Source organism: Streptomyces sp. WG5 (assembly GCF_049974565.1).
Lineage (GTDB): Bacteria > Actinomycetota > Actinomycetes > Streptomycetales > Streptomycetaceae > Streptomyces.
Map to the genome: position 1 here is coordinate 67,985 of NZ_JBNGGC010000025.1, position 19,132 is coordinate 87,116.

Consider the following 19,132-nt stretch of genomic DNA (forward strand, 5'->3'; position numbering starts at 1 on the left):
TAAACGCGGGTGCAGCGGATACCGTCCCAGGTTCAACACGCATCATCACGAACAGTCATGGCTACGTCTGCGCACATTCCATACCAGTGTGGGGGAGTTCGGCATGGACAGACGCGGTTTCAACCGGCGGGTGCTGCTGGGCGGCGCGGCCGTCGCGACATCGTTGTCCATCGCTCCGGAGGTCGCGGGCGCGGCCGGCCAGGCGAAGGCGGCACCGGTGAGGACGGCACCGGCCGGAGGCGAGGTGAGACACATCAGGATGTACGCCGAGAAGCTGCCCGACGGTCGGATGGGCTACGGCCTCGAGAAGGGCAAGGCGTCCGTCCCCGGCCCGCTGATCGAGCTCAACGAGGGCGACACGCTGCACATCGAGTTCACGAACACGATGGACGTCCGGGCCAGCCTGCACGTCCACGGCCTGGACTACGAGATCTCCAGCGACGGCACGGCGATGAACAAGAGCGACGTCGAGCCCGGCGGCACCCGCACCTACACCTGGCGCACCCACAAGCCCGGCCGCCGCGCGGACGGCACCTGGCGGGCGGGCAGCGCGGGCTACTGGCACTACCACGACCACGTCGTCGGCACGGAGCACGGCACGGGCGGCATCCGCAAGGGCCTGTACGGCCCGGTGATCGTCCGCCGCAAGGGCGACGTACTGCCGGACGCGACGCACACGATCGTCTTCAACGACATGCTCATCAACAACCGCGAACCCCACACCGGGCCGGACTTCGAGGCCACCGTGGGCGACCGGGTCGAGATCGTGATGATCACGCACGGCGAGTACTACCACACCTTCCACATGCACGGTCACCGCTGGGCCGACAACCGCACCGGCATGCTCACCGGCCCCGACGACCCGAGCCGGGTCATCGACAACAAGATCACCGGGCCGGCGGACTCCTTCGGCTTCCAGATCATCGCGGGGGAGGGGGTGGGCGCCGGGGCGTGGATGTACCACTGCCACGTGCAGAGCCACTCCGACATGGGGATGGTGGGCCTGTTCCTGGTGAAGAAGCCGGACGGCACCATTCCCGGGTACGACCCGCACGAGCACGGACACGGGCGGGAGACCGCGACCGGGGAGGCTCCCGCGCACGACCACTGAGGCGACACGCCGGCCGGCGTCGAACGGGCCCCACCCGGTGCCGGGTTCCTCCAGCGGGCCCCCGCGCCGTGCCCGGCAGCGAGTGGGCCCTGCCGCGGGCGTCGACCGCGCTCGTGCGGCAGGCCGCAACGTCCTGGCGTACGCGCGGGGGGAGCCGGGCGTACGGGACGAGCCGACCAGGCGCCATGGGCCCTCCTCGTGGACACGCGCGGACCACGGCGCCGCACGGGCCTCCCGCGCAAGCGGTTCCCGGGCGCGGGGAGCGCTCTCTCCGGTTCGGCGGCTGCCGCTATCCTGAGCCGCAGCCGCCGACGAGGAGCCCCTGAAGTGACCGAGACAGCGCCGCGTCCCACGCTGGAGGCCGTGGCCGAGCGCGCCGGGGTCTCGCGGGCCACCGTGTCCCGCGTGGTGAACGGGGCGCAGGGGGTGCGTGACGCGCTGGCCGAGCGGGTCCGGCGCGCGGTGGAGGAGCTCGGATACGTGCCCAACCAGGCCGCCCGCAGCCTGGTGACCAGACGCCACGACGCAGTCGCCGTCGTCGCCGCCGAACCGGAGGCCCGGGTCTTCGCCGACCCCTACTTCGCCCAGCAGCTCCGCGGCATCAGCAAGGAACTGACGGCCCGTGACAACCAGCTCGTGCTGCTGCTCACCGAGGGCCGCGAGGACCATGCCCGCGTCGGCCGCTACCTGGCCGGCGGTCATGTCGACGGGGCGCTCGTCTTCTCCCTGCACCTCGACGACCCGCTGCCCGGCCTGGTCCGCAGCGCCGGTGTGCCGACCGTGTTCGGCGGGCGCCCCGGCTGGGACGACGGCCGGGACGACGTGGTCTACGTGGACAGCGACAACCGCGGTGGCGCCCGCGAGGCGGTCCGCCATCTGGCCGGCCTCGGCCGGACCCGCATCGCGCACATCTGCGGCCCGCTCGACCAGACGTCCGCGGCCGACCGGCTCGCCGGCTACCGCGACGTCCGCACCGACGCCGACCCGGGGCTGATCGCACGCGGCGACTTCACCTCGGGCGGCGGAGAGCGGGCGATGCGGGAGCTGCTCGACCGGTGCCCGGACCTGGACGCCGTGTTCGCGGCCAACGACCTCACCGCGGCGGGTGCCCTGCGGGTGCTGCGTGACCGCGGGCGGCGGGTGCCGGACGACGTGGCCGTGGTCGGCTTCGACGACATGCTGTCCGTCGCCGAGCAGACCGACCCGCCGCTGACCACGATCCGCCAGGACATCGAGGAGATGGGCCGGCTCATGGCCCGCCTGCTGCTGCGCGGCCTGGACGGCGGCGCAGCGGAGGACTCCGCGCCGGCCGCACCGATGGGGCCGGCCGCGCCTGCTGGGCCGGCCGCGCCGGCCGGCGTCGTCCTGCCGACGACCCTGGTCCGCCGCGCCACCGCGTGAGACGGAGCAGGCGGAGCACGGCCGGACCGGGCCCCCTACGCCTTCCGGGGCACCGGCCTGAGCACCGCGAACCGGGCGCCGTACGGGTCGGCGAGCCGGGCCAGGCGCCCGACGCCCTCGATGTCCGTCGCGGGCAACCGCACCGTGCCGCCCAGCTCCCGGGTCCGGGCGACCGCGGCGTCCGTGTCGTCGACCGCGAAGTACGGCAGCCAGTGGGCATCCGTCTCCACCGGGTCGTCGGCGAGCGGGACGACGCCGCCGAACATGCTCTCCTCGCCCTCCCCGGACGGGTTCACGCACGTGTACGTCCCGGCCCCGGGGAAGGGGACTGCGGAGGTCTCCAGCCCCAGCACCGCGTCGTAGTACGCGGCGGCGGCCGCCACGTCCGCCGTGTACAGCTCGACCCAGCACAGCGCACCGGTCTCGCCGGCCACGGTCAGGCCGCCCAGCCGCTCCGGCTGCCGGACGCCGAACGGCACCCCGGCCCGGTCGGCGAGGATCGCCGTGGTGCCCCGGCCCAGCACGTCCGCCGGCCGCACGAGCACACCGCCCCGGGCCTGCTCGGATGCCGTGGCGGCGGCCTCCGCGTCCGGGGTCTGGAAGTACACCGTCCAGGACGGTGGGCCCTGCTCCGGCGCGGTCCGCATGCCGCCGGCCACGATCCGGCCGTCCAGCTCGAAGAAGCCGTGGTCCCCGGCCCCGCCCCCCGCCGGCCGGAACCGCCAGCCGAAGAGGCCGCCGTAGAAGGAAGCGGCGCCGTCGATGCGGGGCGTGCCGACGGTGATCCAGTTCGGGGCGCCGGTGACGAAACGGGTGGTGAGCATCATCGCCCTCCTCGGAAGGGTCCCGTTGGCCTGCACTGCCGAGTCTTCCACCCACCCCTGGCGACCGCTCCCGCGCGCCGCCGTGCGTCCTTCCGCGGGGAGGGGGACCATCGGGTCGGCCCGGGGCCCGGCCCCCGGGCGTTGATCCGGCGTTGATCGAACGTTTTTCGCGGCCGGGCACGCTCTCGAGCATGCACATCGAGACGATCGCGACGCCCGACCTCGCCTGGCAGGCGGAGGCGTTGTGCGCACAGACCGGGGGAGACTTCTTCTTCCCGGAGCCCGGGAGCTCCGTACGGGACGCCAAGCGGATCTGCGCCCTGTGCCCGATCCGTTCGGCCTGCCTGGAGTACGCGCTGAGCAACGACGAGCGCTTCGGCGTCTGGGGCGGGCTGTCCGAGAAGGAACGGCTGTCACTGCGGCGCGTCCCGCGCTGAGCCGGGCCCTCCGGCAGCGCGTGCCGCACCGCCCGCGCCGGTAATTCGCTGGGCCGCGCCCGTCCCGGCAGGCAGAATCCCCGCATGTCGCGAACCGCCGCCCAGCACGAGGCCGAGAGCCTGCTGCACATCCTCGATCCGCTCGCCCATCCGCAGCGGATGCGGGAACTCGTCCTGCGCGCGCGGGAGTCGGCGGCCCTGCGGCCCGTACTGACCGAACTCGAACGGCACGGTGCCTACGGGCGCGGGCTCGCCGTCGTCGCCGCGTCCGCCGCCGGCGACACCGGGTGGATCGCGGACCGGATCGCCGACGCGGACCCGTTCGTGCGCGGTCATGCCCTGCGCGTCGCCGGCAGCCTGGGGGTGCCGGACACCGCCTTCGAGGCGGCGCTCGCCGACGCGCCCGAGGCGGCACGCCGCGACCTGCTGCGCGCCGTCGTGTCCGACGGACGCCGCGCCCTCGCCGACCGGCTGGTCGAAGGCCTCCGCCGTGACTGGGGCGACGCCGAGGCGGCCCGTCTGCTGCCCGGCTGCACCGCGCCGACGGTCGCCCGGCTGCTGCCCGGCCTGCTCCACGCCGTGCGCGCGTGGGCGCCCCTCGCCAAGCGGCACCGCGCCGCACTGCTCGGCGTGCTGGAGGAGGAGCTGACCGCGCTGCCCGAGGCCCTGCGCGACAACTGGTGGCACCGGTACGCACACGCGATGGCCACCCTCGCGCCCGCCGAACCCGCGTGGGTGCTGCGGCTGCTGGAACGGCACGGTCCGAGCCGCCTGCCGTACGAACTGCGCGGCCACCTCCCCGCGTTCGCCGCCGTGGACCCGCGGCTGGTGCTGAGACTCCTGCCCACGCCCGCCTGGGCCGCCGTCGTGACCGTCCACCGGCTCGGGCGCACGGTCCTGCACCGGCTGACCCGGACCGACTCGCCCGAACTCGTCGCCTACGGCCGCACCCTGCTGCCCTACGGCGGCCTCCCGTGGCTGCTGAAGGCGCTCCCGCCCGCCCGGCGCCCCGCCCTGTACACGGCCGTCCGCGAGGGACGGGGCCCCGATGCGGCCGGTGTCGACGAGATGCTGCTGCAGGTGCTGCCGCGCCGCCACGCGGCGCAGCAGGCCCGGGAGGCGGCCGCACGCGCGCGTGCGGCCGGCGCCACCGAGAACGCGGTCCTCAGCGCCGAGTCCTTCCTGCCCGTCGCCGAGGTGCGCGACCGGCTGCTGGCCGCCACCGGGCGCCCGGACGCCGAGGACCGCGCCACGGCCTGGCCGCTGCTGATCCGCAACGCCGCCCGCTCCGGCGACCCGGACGCCGTCACCGCCGTCCTGAGGGACATGGCGCGGCTGCGCAACGAACAGGACCCCGTACGGGCCGCCGCGCTGCGGGCCGCGGGCGCCCTTCGGGCCACGCTGTTCACCGAGGAGGCGGCCGGCCATCTGGACCGCGTCGCCACCGACGCCGTCGAGGCCCGCGACTCCTCGTCCGAGACCCGGCAACTGCTCGGCTCACTCGCCCTCCGCGTGCTGCGCGAGCACGCGGTGGACGGAACACCCGCGTTGGCGGACTGGGCGCTGCGCACCCTCGTACGGATATCCGGCACCACGGGCGGCGCCGACCTCGGCCGTCTCGACCGCACCTTGCGGCGCGGCCAGGAGCACCGGGTGTACGAGGTCCTGAGGCCGTGGATCGAGGCGGGCGCCGAGAGGGCGGACCACGGCCTCCTCCTCGCGCTCGCCCGCGCGGTGGGCCCCCGGGCCGCCGGCATGGCCGAACTGCAGGACATGCTCTGGCGGGCCGTCCGGTACGGCGATGACACGACCGCGCGCACCGCGGTCGGCCTGTGGCTCGAACCGCCCGCCACACGCGACGAACGAGCGGCCCGCGTCCTCGCCCACGAACCGTCGGCGGCCGCCCTGCCACCGGTCCGCGACGTGGTCGTCCGGCGCCGCACCGACCTCCTGGCCCCGCTGCTCGCCGACACGCCGCCCCACGGCCGTTTCCTGACCAAGGGCACTCCCTGGTCCCTGCCGGTGTCCGCGTACGACGTGCGCCGGTGGGTGCCGCGCCAGCGGGACGCCCTGCTCCGCCGGTGCGCGGAGGCGGTCGCTGACTCCGGGCTGCCGCTGCACCACCGCGCGCACGCCCTCGCCCTGGCCGCCGCCGTGCCCGACGGGGGCGCCGGCCTCCTGCGCCGCTGGACCGGATCCGCGGACGTGGTCCTCTCGGAGGCCGCGCTCGCCGCCCTGGCCCGCACCGACCGGGCCGCCGAGGCGCTGCCCGAGCTGCTGGCGCACGCCGGCGGCGACCGGGCCCGCGTCGCGGTGTACGCGGTCACCCAGGTGTCCCGGCAGGTGCGCCCGTCGCGCCTCGCCGCCCACCTGGGGGACGTACTGCGGGCGCCGGACGCCAAGGTGACCAGCGTCAAGGAGGCGGTCCGGCTCGCCGCGGCCCGGCTTCCCGTCCCGGACGCGGCCGCCCTGATCACCGAGGTCTACACCCGGCCGGGCACCCACCCCGACGTACGGGCCGCATGCGTCGCGTCCGCCGGCGGCCTGCTCGCGCGCGACGAGGTCTGGGAACTGCTGCGCGACGCGGCCGGCGGTGCGCCGGTCCTGCGGGCCGCGGTGCTGCGGGCCGCGCCGCTGGACCTGCCCGAGGAGTACCGCGCGCGGTACGCCCGCCTGGTCCGCGGGGTCGCCGCCACCGACGACCCCGGCACCGCGGCCCTCGCCTACGAGGCGCTGGCCCGCTGGACCCCCTGGTCGGCCGAGGCGCCCGCGGTGCTGGCCGGAGCCGTCACGGACCTCGCGAAGAGGGGAAGCTGGCACTCCGCGGCCAACGCCCTGATCAGCGCGGCAGTGGTCGCCCCGCACGGCCTGGCAGGGCTCCTGGACGCGCTGCGCACCCTCGCCGGCACGGCGTCCGACGACGACAGCGACGCCACGGCGCGGCGCGACCGGCCGGCGCGGCGGCGCGTCGAGTTCCTCGTCGCCCGGCTCGGGGCGACCCACTCCGGCTCCGAGTCGGCCGTCCGCCCGGCGGGCCTCGCCGCCGCCGAACTGCTGGCGGAGTACGAGGCGTACGCCGCGCAGGCCGCCGTCCTGGCGGCGACCCACCTCGACCTGACCGCCGCACCGCCGCGCCTGGACCGGGTGACCGCCCTGGCCGGAGCCGACCGTCCGGCACTCGCCGCGCGCGTCGCCGGGGAACTGCGCGGGCGTCTGGAGCGCCGGGGGCAGCCGGGCGACCCCGAGGCGCTGCGCGTCGAGGCCCTGGCCCTGGCCGAGCACGGCGGCCACGCCGAGGGGCTGACGGCCGTCGCCGTGACCGGCGCGCTCGGCAGCCGCGAGCAGTGGCCCGCGCCCTGGCGGGCACTGCTGCGGACGCTGCGCCGCCACCCGCTCCCCGACGTGCGCGACGCGGCGCTGGAGGAGACCACGGCCTACGAGTGACGGCGGCCTGCGTGCGGCGGCGGCCTACGGGAGGCAGCGGCCTGTCGGCGGCGGCGGTTCAGGGGGACAGCGGCCGACGGGTGACGGCGGGCCGGGCACGGCCGAGCGGTACGGGAGGCGGATGCGGTCAGCCCGCCGCCCGGGCCGCCATTCGCGCCTTGCGCGCCGCCAGCTTCTCGTCGAACTTGGACGCCTCGGCGTCCAGCCCGCCCATGTACAGCCCCAGCTCCTCCTGGGCCGCCTGCCCCTCGGGGCCGAGGCCGTCGATCTCCATGACCTTCAGGAAGCGCAGCACGGGCTGGATCACGTCGTCGTGGTGGATGCGCAGGTTGTAGACCTCGCCGATCGCCATCTGGGCGGCGGCCCGCTCGAAGCCGGGCATGCCGTGGCCGGGCATCCGGAAGTTCACGACCACGTCCCGCACCGCCTGCATCGTGAGGTCGGGGGCGAGCTCGAAAGCGGCCTTGAGCAGGTTGCGGTAGAAGACCATGTGCAGGTTCTCGTCGGTCGCGATGCGGGCCAGCATCCGGTCGCAGACCGGGTCGCCGGACTGGTGGCCCGTGTTGCGGTGCGAGATGCGGGTGGCCAGCTCCTGGAAGGCGACGTACGCCACGGAGTGCAGCATCGAGTGCCGGTTGTCCGACTCGAAGCCCTCACTCATGTGGGCCATGCGGAACTGCTCCAGCTTGTCCGGGTCGACCGCGCGCGAGGCGAGCAGGTAGTCGCGCATCACGATGCCGTGCCGGCCCTCCTCCGCGGTCCAGCGGTGCACCCAGGTGCCCCAGGCGCCGTCGCGCCCGAAGAGGCTCGCGATCTCGTGGTGGTAGCTCGGGAGGTTGTCCTCCGTCAGGAGGTTCACCACCAGGGCGATCCGGCCGATCTCGGTGACCTTGGACTGGCCCTTCTCCCAGGCCTCGCCGTCCTCGAAGAACCCGGGGAAGTTGCGGCCGTCGCTCCAGGGCACGTACTCGTGCGGCATCCAGTCCTTGGTGACCTTCAGGTGCCGGTTGAGTTCGGTCTCGACCACTTCCTCCAGCGCGTACAGCAGCCGGGCGTCGGTCCATTCGGCGGAATTGCCGAGGTGCGGGGAGACGATCGTCACGGAGAACTCCAGGGGACGTGCGACAGAGCGGAAAGCGCCGGCGAGCGGTGCCGGGAACCTACGGGATCGTAGGCTACGAAACCGTAGGTTACGAGACCGTAGGTTAAACGCACTGTAAAGGCCCCTGATCAGCCATCGTCCACCGGGGTACGGCAAGGCGCCGGGACACGCAGGTCCGCGCGGCCGAACGGGTGACGTCCGCAGGGCTCAGGCGTACAGCTCCCGCAGTCGCACCGAGAGGCACGTCACACAGCCCTCGAGCTTCTCGAACTCGCCGATGTCCACGACCACCGGCTCGTGACCCAGGCCGGCGAGCAGGTCCGCCGTCTTCGGAGCGCTCGCCGCCATCAGCAGCTTGCCGCCGCCGAGCAGCACCACGTGCGCGCCCGACTCCTCCGGAACCGGGAGGAAACGGGGGAACAGCGACGGCACGTCCAGCATCGGGATGTGTCCGATCACCGTCCCGTCCGGCAGCGCGGTGACCGCCGACCTCAGGTGCAGCACCTTGCTCACGGGCACGGCGACGACCCGGGCGCCCAGCGGTTCGAAGGCCGCCCGCAGCTGCTGGACGCCGGCCGCGTTGGTGCGGCCCCCGCGTCCGACGTAGAGCGTGTCGCCGATCTTCAGGACGTCGCCGCCGTCCAGGGTCCCCGGTTCCCAGACCCAGTTGACCGAGCAGCCCAGCCGGGCCACGGCCTCCTCGACCCCGGCGGTCTCCGTGCGGCGCGACTCGGCGCCGGGCCGCGTGATCAGCGCGACGTTCCGGAACATGACGACGGTGTCCTCGACGAAGACCGAGTCCGGGCAGTCGTCGGCCGGGTCCACCTCCAGCGTCTCCCAGCCGTGCGTGCGCAGCGCCTCGACGTACGCCTCCCACTGCTCGACGGCGAGGCCGTGATCGACCCGCTCGCGATCGATGTGGGTCACCAGCCCCTCGGCGAGGCGGGGGCTCGGGCGGCGGACGAGGGCCTTCTTGCTGGGCACGAGGGGGCTCCGGGGTCTCCGAACCGGTGTTGGCTGTCCGGCGCCCGTGTTACGGCGCCGGCTTGGCCATCATGCAGGGCGGGCCCGCGGGGACGGAACCCCCGTCAGTGTCCCGTGGCCCTCCTGAGATGCTCCGCGGTGCTGGAGTCCCGGGCCGCGAGCAGTTCTCGCGGGGTGCCCTCGAAGATCACCCGGCCGCCGTCCCGGCCCCCGTCCGGGCCGAGGTCGATCACCCGGTCGGCGTGCGCCACCACGTCCAGGTTGTGCTCGACGACCACGACGGTGTTGCCGGTGTCGACCAGCCGGTCCAGCAGGGCGAGCAGTCCCTCGACGTCCGACATGTGCAGCCCGGTGGTCGGTTCGTCCAGGACGTACACGGCGCCGGTGCGGTGCAGCCGGGTGGCCAGTTTGATGCGCTGGCGTTCGCCGCCCGACAGCGTGGACAGCGGCTGCCCGAGCGTGAGGTACGTGAGGCCGACGTCGCGCAGGGCGCGCAACCGCCGCCGTACGCCCGAGTCGGTGAGGAAGTCCAGGGCCTGGCCGGCGGTCATCGCCAGCACGTCGGCGACGGAGCGGCCGTCGACCGTCAGCCGCAGCACCTCCTCCCGGAAGCGCCGCCCCTCGCAGTCGCCGCACGTCGTGGTCACCGGGTCCATGAAGGCCAGGTCCGTGTAGATGATGCCTCGCCCCGTGCAGGTGCCGCACGCGCCCGCCGAGTTGAAGCTGAAGGACCCCGGATCGGCGCCCGTCTCCCGCGCGAAGATCTTCCGCACCGGGTCCATGATCCCGAGGTACGTCGCCGGGGTGGAGCGTGCCGAGATGCCGATCGCCGACTGGTCGACGACCACGGCGTCCGGGTGGGCGGCGACGAGTTCCGCGACCAGCGTGCTCTTGCCCGACCCGGCGACCCCGGTGACCGCCGTCAGCACCCCGGTCGGGAAGGCGACCGTCACGTCCCGCAGGTTGTGCCGGCCGGCGCCCTTCACCCACAGCTCGCCGGTCGGCGTGCGCGGGTCCGCCTTCACCGTGGTACGGCGCCGGAGGCAGCGGCCGGTGAGCGTGTCCGCCGCGGCCAGTTCGCCCGGGGTGCCCTCGAACACCACCCGGCCGCCGTCCGCGCCCGCCCGCGGCCCCATGTCGACGACGTGGTCCGCCAGCGCGATGACGTCCGGGTCGTGCTCGACGACCAGCACGGTGTTGCCCTTGTCGCGCAGCCGCAGCAGCAGGTCGCCGAGGCGGCCGACGTCACGCGGGTGCAGCCCCACGCTGGGCTCGTCGAAGATGTACGTCATCCCGGTCAGGCTGGAGCCCAGGTGCCGCACGGTCTTCAGCCGCTGCCCCTCGCCCCCGGACAGCGTGGAGGTCTCCCGGTCGAGACTGAGGTAGCCGAGGCCGATCGTCTCGATGCGCTCCAGCGCGGCCACGGCGGCAGCGGCGACCGGCCGGGCCACCGGGTCGTCGATCTCCTTGAGTACGGCGATCAGGTCGGTGACCTGCATGCGGGAGCAGTCGGCGATGGAGTGCCCGTCGATCCGGGTCGCGAGCGCCGCCGCGTTGAGCCGGGCGCCGCCGCAGTCGGGACAACTGCCCTCGACCAGGAACTCCCGCACCAGGTTCCGGGTCTTCTCGCTCATCGCCGACAGGTCCCGCTTCAGGTACAGCCGCTCGAAGCGGTCGGCGAGCCCTTCGTACTCGGTCGTCCAGGTGCCGCCCGTGCCGTTGACGGTGACCTTGCTGCCGGGCCGCCCGCGCATCAGGAACGCCCGCTCGTCGTCCGTGAAGTCGCCGACCGGCTTGTCCGGGTCCAGCTCGTCGGTGTTGGTGTACGCCTGCCCCTGCCAGGTCCCGGCCGCGAACGGCGGGAAGCGGACCGCCCCCTGCGCCAGCGACCTGCCCGGGTCGAGGATGCGGTCCCAGTCGGGCCGCACCGTGCGGCCCAGGCCGTCGCAGCCGGGGCACATGCCCGACGGGTCGTTGAACGAGTAGGCCGTCGCGGCCCCGGCGCTGGGCGTGCCGTGCCGCGAGAACAGCACCCGCAGCACCGAGTGGATGTCGGTCATGGTGCCGACGGTGGAGCGGGAGTGGCCGCCGACCGGCCGCTGGTCGACGACGATCGCGGGGGAGAGGGCCTCCAGGGCGTCCGCGTGCGGGCGTTCGTACTGGGGCAGCCGGTTGCGGACGAACCAGGTGAACGTCTCGTTCAGCTGGCGCTGCGACTCGACCGCGATCGTGTCGAACACGACCGACGACTTCCCTGACCCCGAAACGCCGGTGAACACGGTCAGCCGGCCCTTCGGGATGCGGAGGGTGACGTCCTGGAGGTTGTTCTCCCTGGCTCCGGTGATGGTGATGAACTCGCTCATGCGGGCGACGCTAGGCGGGATACCCGACAGCTTCTGGCGTGGTTTCCTTCAGCTCTCCCTCCTCCAGCAGCAGCCATCGGGTGATACCGATCGACTCCAGGAACGGCAGGTCGTGACTGGCCACGATCAGCGCCCCCTCGTACGACTCCAGCGCGGTGGTGAGCTGCCGCACGCTCGCCATGTCCAGGTTGTTCGTCGGCTCGTCCAGCATCAGCAGCTGCGGGGCGGGCTCGGCCAGCATCAGCGCGGCCAGCGCCGCCCGGAAACGCTCGCCGCCGGACAGTGTCGCCGCCTGCTGGTCGGCGCGGGTGCCCCGGAACAGGAAGCGGGCCAGCCGCGCCCGGATCCGGTTGTTGGTGGCGCCCGGCGCGAACCGGGCCACGTTCTCGGCGACGCTCAGCTCGCCGTCGAGGACGTCCAGGCGCTGCGGCAGGAACCGCATCGGGACGTGCGCCGTCGCCTCGCCCGCCACCGGCTCCAGCTCCCCGGCGACCGTGCGCAGCAGCGTGGTCTTGCCCGCGCCGTTGCGCCCGATCAGCGCGATCCGCTCGGGGCCGTGCAGATCGAAACCGCCCTCCACCCGCGCGCCGTAGCGGAGTTCCAGGTCCCGGAGCGTCAGCACCGAGCGGCCCGGCGGCACGGCGGTGTACGGCAGGTCGACGCGGATCTCGTCGTCGTCCCGTACCGCCTCCACCGCGTCGTCGAGCCGCTCCCTGGCCTCGGCGAGCTTCTCCTCGTGCATGATCCGGTGCTTGCCCGCGGACTCCTGCGCCGCGCGCTTGCGTGCGCCCATGACGATCTTCGGCTCGCGCTTCTGGTCCCACATCTTCTGGCCGTACCGCTTGCGGCGGGCCAGTTTGACCTGGGCGTCGGCCAGCTCGCGCTTCTGCTTGCGCAGGTCCGACTCGGCGACGCGCACCATGCGCTCGGCCGCGTCCTGCTCCACGGCCAGCGCCTCCTCGTACGCCGAGAAGTTGCCGCCGTACCAGGTGATCCCACCGGAGCGCAGGTCGGCGATCTGGTCGACGAGGTCCAGCAGTTCGCGGTCGTGGCTGACCACGACCATCACCCCGGGCCAGGAGGCCACGGCCGTGTACAGCCGCCTGCGTGCGTACAGGTCGAGGTTGTTGGTGGGTTCGTCCAGGAGCAGGACGTCGGGCCGGCGCAGCAGCAGCGAGGCGAGGCGCAGCAGTACCGACTCGCCGCCGGAGACCTCGCCGACGGTGCGGTCGAGCCCGACGTGACCGAGACCGAGTTCGCCGAGCGTGGCGAGGGCGCGCTCCTCGACGTCCCAGTCGTCGCCGACCGTCTCGAAGTGCTCCTCGGCCACGTCGCCCGCCTCGATGGCGTGCAGCGCGGCGCGCCGAGCGGCGATGCCGAGCGCCTCGTCGACCCGCAGCGCGGTGTCGAGCGTGACGTTCTGCGGCAGGTAACCGACCTCGCCGGCCACGCGGGCCGTGCCGTCGGCCGGAGTGAGCTGCCCGGCGATCAGTTTCAACAGGGTGGACTTGCCCGACCCGTTGACACCGACGAGCCCGGTCCTGCCGGGGCCGAACGCGGTGTCCAGTCCCTCGAAGACGGGCGTGCCGTCGGGCCAGGCGAAGGAGAGGGACGTACAGGTGATGGAAGCAGACATACAGGGTCTCCGCGGTTGCTTGAAGCGGTCAGGGGCAAACGCGTATCGAGACACCGGGAGGCGGCGACGCCGTCGGGCGAGGGAAGGAGGAGCCCCGGGGAGTGCTCGGGCATGAAAAAAGCCCTGCTCCGCAAGGACGGCTCGAACGCCGAGGTCGCACGCGGCGTACACACATGACAGGTGTGACGCGGTGTCTCAGGACCTCAGACGAGCAACGTCCTTCTCCAATCGGCGGCAACAGAAGCGCTGTACACCGTACGAGAAACCGGGTGGGCTGTCAACGCCTCACCGCGGATCGGTTTCACGGCCCCGAGGAGGCCCCGTGCCCAACGGCTTGCCCGACGGCTCGCTCTCACTGCCGACCAGGCTCTGCCTGCTGGCCTGGGACCCGGCGCGGCCCGGCGCCGCCGACGCCGCCCGGCTCCACCACCTGGTGCGCGCCGGCGCGCTCACCGAACTGGCCCAACGCGGTCTGCTCACCGACGACGAGGGGATCGTCACCCCCGCCGACCTGGACTCCCGCACCGGGGACAGCGCCCTCGACGGACTGCTGGACCTCGTCCGCGAGTCGATGCCGCACCGGTGGCGTACGTGGGTGCGGCGGTACGCGCGGGTCACCTTCGACGCGGTCCGGGAGCAGTTGGTGGCCGAGGGGTATCTGCGTGCCGAGAAGAAGCGCGTCCTCGGCGTGTTCCCGTCCGTGGAGTACGTCCTGGCGCGGGCATCGGCGGCGCGGGCGCTGCGCGAGGAGACGCGGTACGTGCTGGAGGGGCCGGTACCGGCCGGGGAGGTCTCGGAGCGGGACGCGGCCGTGGCCGCGCTGGCGGCCGCCGCGCGACTGCGCACCCTCGGGTTCCGCGCCTTCGAGTCCGCCGTGACCGGCGCGCGCCGGGACGGCCGCGTCGCCGAGCTGGCCGGGCGCGGCGGCGCGGCGGCACCCGGGCTGCGGAGGATCGTGGACGAGGTGCGGGGAGCGGTGAGCGCGGAGACGGCTCGGGCCGTGGCGTCGGCGGGCGGGTGAGCCGGCCCGTGCGGCGGCGTCCCGGGCCGCGCCGGCGCTCCCGCGGTCGGCGTGCGTGGCGGCGGGGCCCCGTCAGCAGGTCCCGCGCATCAGCTCCGCCAGATCGTGGTCCAGGTCCAGCTGGAGGTGCTCCAGGCCGACCGGCACCAGCTCGCCGGTGGCCTGCAGGAACCGGCGCAGTTCGCCCGAGCGCACGTGGACCACGGCGGTGCCCTCGGGCGCGTGGAACTCCAGGACGGTGCGGTCGTACCCGTACGGGCGGACCCGCACGTCACCGTGACCGTCCGGCTCCCGCATCCCCGAGATGAGCAGCTCGCGGGAGAAGGTCCAGCAGACCTCCACGCCCTCGAGGGTGGCCGGAGCCGGGAAGGTCATGCGGACGGCGAACGGGTCGCTGCGGTCGTAGTGCAGCGTGGCGGGAATGCTCGGCATACGCGGCGCGGCGGCGACAAGACGCGCCTCGACGGGCTGCTCGATGACGGTGGACAACGCCTTGCTCCCTCGTGACGGCTGGACGGGCTTGCGGGGTCGTGCGGGCCGGGCACTGGAAGAGACGACGGAATCAGCCGATCCGTGCACACGATGACCGAGTGACCTCTGTCACCGCGTTCATGCGCGGGGGCGACGCGACTCTTCTCATGCGCCTCGTACGGCACTTGACGGCACTCGTGCCCGCACGCGCGTGCCGCACACGGTCCTCTGGACGGCGGCGGGGCGGTGGGCCGGCTTCGCCCGCCATGAGGCGCTCGAAGAGCACGCGACGCACGGCACGATCCGCCCGAACCGGCGGCGGGCCCGCGGGACGGGTGGTGATCGCCGGGGCGGTGTGCGCGGCGGCGCCGGCCGCGCCGACGGCGGCCGCCCCCGTGCGCGCGCACCGGCGCCCGCACGAGCTGCGGCGCGGCACGCGCACGCCTGCTGCACTCCGCCGACCGGGGGCTCACCCGGACGGCCTCCGACGCCCGGGTCCCGGCGGGCGACCCGGCCCGGGGCGTCTTCGCCCTCGCCTTCCGCGACCGCGACCGCGGCCTCGCGGTCGGCGGCGACTTCCGCCCCGACCGGCCCTCGCCCCGGGCGGCGGCGCGGACCACCGACGGCGGCCGTACCTGGCGGCCCGCCGACCGGCCGGCACCGGCCTACCGCTCGGGCGTCGCCTGGCTCCCGCACAGCCGTACGGCCGCCCTCGCGGTCGGCCCCTGCCGGCACGGATCTCACCACGGACGGCGGCCGCACCTGGCGGGCCGTCGACACGGGCTCCTACGACACCGTGGACTGCACTGCCGACCCGGGCTGTTGGGCCGCCGGCGAGCGGGGGCCGGTCGCCCGGCCGGAGCGCCGACGCCGCGCGGTGCCGGGTGTTTGTCCGTAACGTGGGTAACCGTTCGCTGAACGTGAGAGGAAGTGAGCGGACATGCCACGCGGTTCGAGCTCCAAACGGGAGCGGCAGTACGAGCACATCAAGGACAGCGCCGAGGACCGTGGCGAGAGCACCGGCCGCGCCAAGGAGATCGCCGCCCGGACGGTGAACAAGGAGCGCGCCCGGTCCGGCGAGTCGAAGACCGCCAGCCGTACGTCCACGCAGGGCAAGTCACCCGGCAAGCGCGGCGGCCAGCGGTCCGGCAACCGGCAGGGCCCCCAGGGGCCCACCTACGACCAGCTGTACCAGGAGGCCAAGCGCCGCGACATCAGCGGTCGTTCGCACATGAACAAGAGCGAGCTGCAGCGTGCCCTGGGCAAGTGAGCCGTACGGCTCCTAGCCGGGGGTCTCCCGGTACCGCTCCAGTGCCGGTGCCGTCTTCGTGGCGACGAACTCGGTGACGCGGTACGCGCACACCCCCGCCCTGACGAAGGGGTCGCCCGCGGCGATCTCCTCGATCCGCGCCCGGTCCCCGGCGACGGCGATGATCACCCCGCCGTCGCGGGGCTCCTTGCGCCCGGACGCCAGGACCACCCCCTGCTCGTACAAGTCGTCGAGCCACGCCACGTGCTCCTCCAGCACGGCGTCGACGGCGTCGAGCGGGGCGGTGTACGACAGCTCCAGTACGAACATGATCGCGAGCCTACTCCGGGCCCCGTAGGCTTGCCGCCATCATGACGACCGTGACCGTGCAGATCCCCACCGACTGGCCCGCGACCGAGGAGCGGGCCCGTGCCGTCCAGGACGAACTGCGGGCACGCGTGGTGCACGACGAGCCGGGCCCGCCGCCCGGCACCGGCCGGGTGACCGGCGTGGACGTCGCCTACGACGACGAACGCGACGTCGTCGCGGCGGCGGCCGTCGTGCTGGACGCCGCGACCCTCGCCGTCGTCGCCGAGGCCACGGCCGTCGGGAGGATCTCCTTCCCCTACGTGCCCGGCCTGCTCGCCTTCCGTGAGGTCCCGACCGTCCTCGCCGCGCTGGACGCCCTGGCCGTCCCGCCCGGTCTGGTCGTCTGCGACGGCTACGGCCTGGCCCACCCGCGCCGCTTCGGCCTCGCCAGCCACCTCGGGGTGCTCACCGGACTGCCCACGATCGGCGTGGCCAAGAACCCGTTCACCTTCACGTACGACGACCCGGACGCGTCCCGCGGCAGTACGTCACCGCTTCTCGACGGCGCCGAGGAGGTCGGGCGTGCCGTCCGTACCCGCGCCGGCGTCAAGCCGGTCTTCGTCTCCGCCGGGCACCGTGTGAGCCTCGACAACGCCTGCGCGCACACCCTGGCACTGGCCCCCGCCTACCGCTTGCCGGAGACCACCCGCAGGGCGGACGCCCTGTGCCGGGCGGCCCTGCGGGCGGCCACCACCTACTCGGCCTGACCCACGACGCTCCAGCGGCCCACCTCCCGGTACGCGGAGTCGTAGACCACCGAACCGTCGCCGGGCCGCAGCGCGTAGTGGTGCAGGTTGCCGCCCCAGTACCGCAGAATCCGCTGCAACTCGCCCGTGGGGTCCTCGGCGAGCGCGCCCTCGTCCATGGTGACTTCGAGAAGGAACTTCATACCTTCAAGGGTTTCATTGAAGTCCTTCTTGGCACTTCGCCGTGCTCGGTGGCGGGTGGACGTGCCCTGCGGTGGGAAAAGCCTCACATCGCGGTGACTGCCGGCCGGTGTCGGTGCTCAGTCACCGGCTGAGTATCCGTACGGATGTGCCAGGTCGCCGGCCGCGACAGGCTGGACCGTATGACGACGCACCGCGCACCCGAGCAGTCCGCCCACCGGCCCGCCCGGCCCACCGAGCGGGCCGTGGTCGCGGGGCTGGTGCTCGCCGTGGGGGCGGGGCTGGCCTGGATCGGAGGGATGATCTACACGGTCGCCGGGTGGTCGGGTTAGGGCCTGCCCCCACCGGACGGCCCATGGGGCGGACCGCTGTCGGGCAGCGGCCTGGGGCGTGCCGCCCGTCGGGCGGGACCGGGGGCGTGGGGCCACCGGCAGGCCGTGGGGGGCGCGTCTTCCGGGGAGGCCCGGGCGCGGGTCTGCTGGGCAGGTCGCGGGGTGTGCGACTTCTCGGGGAGGCCCGGGCGTGGGGCCACCGGCAGGCCGCGCAGGGCGTGCGTCCTCCCGGCAGGCCCCGGGGCGGCCCGTCAGCGGATCGCGGCCACCCGGAAACGGATCCCCGCCGCCCTCAGCCGCTCGATCAGCGCGTCCCCCATCGCCACGGCCGTCGTGACCTGCCCGGCCGTCGGCGGCAGGTCGTCGAGGGCGAGGGCGAGCGCCGCCTCGGCGAACATCTTCGCCGTCTCGTCGTACCCGGGGTCACCGCCCGCGACCTCGGTGAACACCTTCCGGCCGCCGCCCTCACCCACGAAGCGGACCGAGAACCAGCTCTTCGCCCGCTTCTCGGGGCCCGGCCCGTCACCGGACTCGAACCGGCCGGTCAGCCAGCGCCGCGCGGGCGGTACCTGAGCCGCCGCCACCAGCGCGCCCACGGCCGCCACCCCGCCCACCGCGACGGGCAGGTGCCGGACGGCCGCGTAGTGGCGGTAGCGGAAGTCGGGGCCGTACCGGTCCAGGGCCTTCGCGGAGCGCCGCACGATCTGCGCGTCGATGGTCGGCAGGGGCAGCGCCCACGCCCCCACCTCCCCGGCGAACCGCGGCGTGCCCGTCGGCGTCACCGCCCGGCGGCCCACCAGCCGGGGTTCGTGCCGCCGGCGTTCCCGCGCGGCGTCCCGCAGCTGCCGGCCGCGCGCGAACTGGCCCAGCGCGGAGGCGAACGTACCGCCCGAGAAGGTGGCGTCGGCGGTCACGAAGCCGTCCACGGCCAGCGGCACACCCTCCGGCAGCTGCCGCACCGTGAAGTACACGCCGAGGTCGTGCGGGACGGAGTCGAAGCCGCAGGCGTGCACCAGCCGGGCTCCGGTCTCCCGCGCGCGTGCGTCGTGGCGGACGTACGTCAGGTCCACGAACTCGGGTTCGCCGGTGAGGTCGAGACAGTCCGTGCCGGTCTCCGCGCAGGCGGCGACCAGCGCGTCGCCGTACCGGACGTACGGGCCCACCGTCGTGGCCACCACGCGGGCCCGCTCGGCGAGTTCGCGCAGCGAGGCCGGATCGGACACGTCCGCGCGCAGTACGCCGACGTCCGCCGCGCCGGGCAGCCGCTCCCGCAGCCGCCGCAGCTTCTCCTCGCTGCGGCCGGCGATCGCCCAGCGCAGCCCGTCGGGGGCGTGCGCGGCGAGGTACTCCGCGGTGAGCTCGCCGACGAACCCGGTCGCTCCGAAGAGCACGATGTCGTACGGCCGGTCGGCCCTCTTCAGCCTGCTCATGACATCCCTTCGTCACCCGCCGACGGCCCCTGGTCCCGCAGCACGCGCCGTTGCCGGTGGCTGAGGCTAGC

At 74.3% G+C, this 19,132-nt stretch carries 17 protein-coding genes and 1 pseudogene; 9 read left to right on the forward strand and 9 right to left on the reverse strand.

The features are described 5' to 3' along the window. Nucleotides 1-103: 103 nt before the first annotated feature. Both ACP4IX_RS24880 and ACP4IX_RS24885 read left to right on the forward strand, forming a co-directional pair. A complete protein-coding gene (locus ACP4IX_RS24880; protein WP_426517371.1) occupies nt 104-1,111 on the forward strand; it encodes a multicopper oxidase domain-containing protein in 1,008 nt (335 codons plus the stop codon). Nucleotides 1,112-1,438: 327 nt separating this feature from the next. Further along, a complete protein-coding gene (locus tag ACP4IX_RS24885; protein ID WP_426517369.1) occupies nt 1,439-2,512 on the forward strand; it encodes a LacI family DNA-binding transcriptional regulator in 1,074 nt (357 codons plus the stop codon). A gap of 35 nt (nt 2,513-2,547) precedes the next feature. Here the strand turns inward: ACP4IX_RS24885 and ACP4IX_RS24890 are convergent, their stop codons facing one another. Continuing rightward, complete coding sequence (locus ACP4IX_RS24890) at nt 2,548-3,336, reverse strand: VOC family protein (protein WP_426517367.1); 789 nt, start codon at nt 3,334-3,336, stop codon at nt 2,548-2,550. A 191-nt stretch (nt 3,337-3,527) separates the two neighbouring features. Here ACP4IX_RS24890 and ACP4IX_RS24895 point away from each other — a divergent pair, with 191 nt between their 5' ends. Beyond that, on the forward strand, nt 3,528-3,773 hold the full coding sequence (locus ACP4IX_RS24895) for a WhiB family transcriptional regulator (RefSeq protein ID WP_426517365.1): 246 nt from the start codon (nt 3,528-3,530) through the stop codon (nt 3,771-3,773). A gap of 84 nt (nt 3,774-3,857) precedes the next feature. Beyond that, nucleotides 3,858-7,217: a hypothetical protein gene (locus ACP4IX_RS24900; protein ID WP_426556656.1), complete on the forward strand. Its 3,360-nt coding sequence runs from the start codon at nt 3,858-3,860 to the stop codon at nt 7,215-7,217. A 127-nt stretch (nt 7,218-7,344) separates the two neighbouring features. Here ACP4IX_RS24900 and ACP4IX_RS24905 read toward each other — a convergent pair whose 3' ends face one another. The 4 genes from ACP4IX_RS24905 to ACP4IX_RS24920 form a co-directional block, all read right to left on the reverse strand. Then, the gene (locus ACP4IX_RS24905; protein WP_426517361.1) at nt 7,345-8,319 is read right to left on the reverse strand and encodes an acyl-ACP desaturase; all 975 of its coding nucleotides are present in this window, start codon (nt 8,317-8,319) and stop codon (nt 7,345-7,347) included. A 207-nt stretch (nt 8,320-8,526) separates the two neighbouring features. Continuing rightward, nucleotides 8,527-9,303: a dimethylargininase gene (ddaH, locus tag ACP4IX_RS24910; RefSeq protein ID WP_426556657.1), complete on the reverse strand. Its 777-nt coding sequence runs from the start codon at nt 9,301-9,303 to the stop codon at nt 8,527-8,529. A gap of 104 nt (nt 9,304-9,407) precedes the next feature. Continuing rightward, the gene (locus tag ACP4IX_RS24915) at nt 9,408-11,666 is read right to left on the reverse strand and encodes an ATP-binding cassette domain-containing protein (RefSeq protein WP_426556658.1); all 2,259 of its coding nucleotides are present in this window, start codon (nt 11,664-11,666) and stop codon (nt 9,408-9,410) included. A 10-nt stretch (nt 11,667-11,676) separates the two neighbouring features. Continuing rightward, a complete protein-coding gene (locus ACP4IX_RS24920; protein ID WP_426556659.1) occupies nt 11,677-13,302 on the reverse strand; it encodes an ABC-F family ATP-binding cassette domain-containing protein in 1,626 nt (541 codons plus the stop codon). 322 nt (nt 13,303-13,624) lie between these two features. Between ACP4IX_RS24920 and ACP4IX_RS24925 the strand changes: the two genes are divergently transcribed. Then, nucleotides 13,625-14,323, forward strand: a complete 699-nt coding sequence (locus ACP4IX_RS24925) for a GOLPH3/VPS74 family protein (protein ID WP_426556660.1) — start codon at nt 13,625-13,627, stop codon at nt 14,321-14,323. A 72-nt stretch (nt 14,324-14,395) separates the two neighbouring features. On the opposite strand, the gene ACP4IX_RS24930 is transcribed toward ACP4IX_RS24925, so the two are convergent. Continuing rightward, complete coding sequence (locus ACP4IX_RS24930; protein WP_426517351.1) at nt 14,396-14,812, reverse strand: SsgA family sporulation/cell division regulator; 417 nt, start codon at nt 14,810-14,812, stop codon at nt 14,396-14,398. Between the two features lie 408 nt (nt 14,813-15,220). Between ACP4IX_RS24930 and ACP4IX_RS24935 the strand changes: the two are divergent. Both ACP4IX_RS24935 and ACP4IX_RS24940 read left to right on the forward strand, forming a co-directional pair. Further along, a pseudogene (locus ACP4IX_RS24935) lies at nt 15,221-15,692 on the forward strand (WD40/YVTN/BNR-like repeat-containing protein); the annotation flags it as partial. Between the two features lie 42 nt (nt 15,693-15,734). Next, a complete protein-coding gene (locus ACP4IX_RS24940; RefSeq protein ID WP_426517349.1) occupies nt 15,735-16,064 on the forward strand; it encodes a plasmid stabilization protein in 330 nt (109 codons plus the stop codon). A gap of 12 nt (nt 16,065-16,076) precedes the next feature. Here ACP4IX_RS24940 and ACP4IX_RS24945 read toward each other — a convergent pair whose 3' ends face one another. Then, nucleotides 16,077-16,373 carry a YciI family protein gene (locus ACP4IX_RS24945; protein WP_426517347.1) on the reverse strand — a complete coding sequence of 99 codons (297 nt, stop codon included), beginning with the start codon at nt 16,371-16,373 and terminating at the stop codon, nt 16,077-16,079. Nucleotides 16,374-16,414: 41 nt separating this feature from the next. Between ACP4IX_RS24945 and ACP4IX_RS24950 the strand changes: the two genes are divergently transcribed. Next, nucleotides 16,415-17,119 carry an endonuclease V gene (locus ACP4IX_RS24950; protein WP_426517345.1) on the forward strand — a complete coding sequence of 235 codons (705 nt, stop codon included), beginning with the start codon at nt 16,415-16,417 and terminating at the stop codon, nt 17,117-17,119. Here ACP4IX_RS24950 and ACP4IX_RS24955 read toward each other — a convergent pair. Continuing rightward, nucleotides 17,107-17,301 (reverse strand): hypothetical protein, encoded by a 195-nt coding sequence (locus tag ACP4IX_RS24955; RefSeq protein ID WP_426556661.1) that lies wholly within the window; start codon nt 17,299-17,301, stop codon nt 17,107-17,109. The two genes, ACP4IX_RS24950 and ACP4IX_RS24955, sit on opposite strands and share 13 nt — an antisense overlap. Nucleotides 17,302-17,481: 180 nt before the next feature. Here ACP4IX_RS24955 and mmpA point away from each other — a divergent pair, with 180 nt between their 5' ends. Further along, on the forward strand, nt 17,482-17,631 hold the full coding sequence (gene mmpA / locus ACP4IX_RS24960) for a morphogenic membrane protein MmpA (protein WP_426517341.1): 150 nt from the start codon (nt 17,482-17,484) through the stop codon (nt 17,629-17,631). Between the two features lie 251 nt (nt 17,632-17,882). On the opposite strand, the gene ACP4IX_RS24965 is transcribed toward mmpA, so the two are convergent. Then, on the reverse strand, nt 17,883-19,061 hold the full coding sequence (locus tag ACP4IX_RS24965) for a saccharopine dehydrogenase family protein (protein WP_426556662.1): 1,179 nt from the start codon (nt 19,059-19,061) through the stop codon (nt 17,883-17,885). Nucleotides 19,062-19,132: the final 71 nt, after the last annotated feature.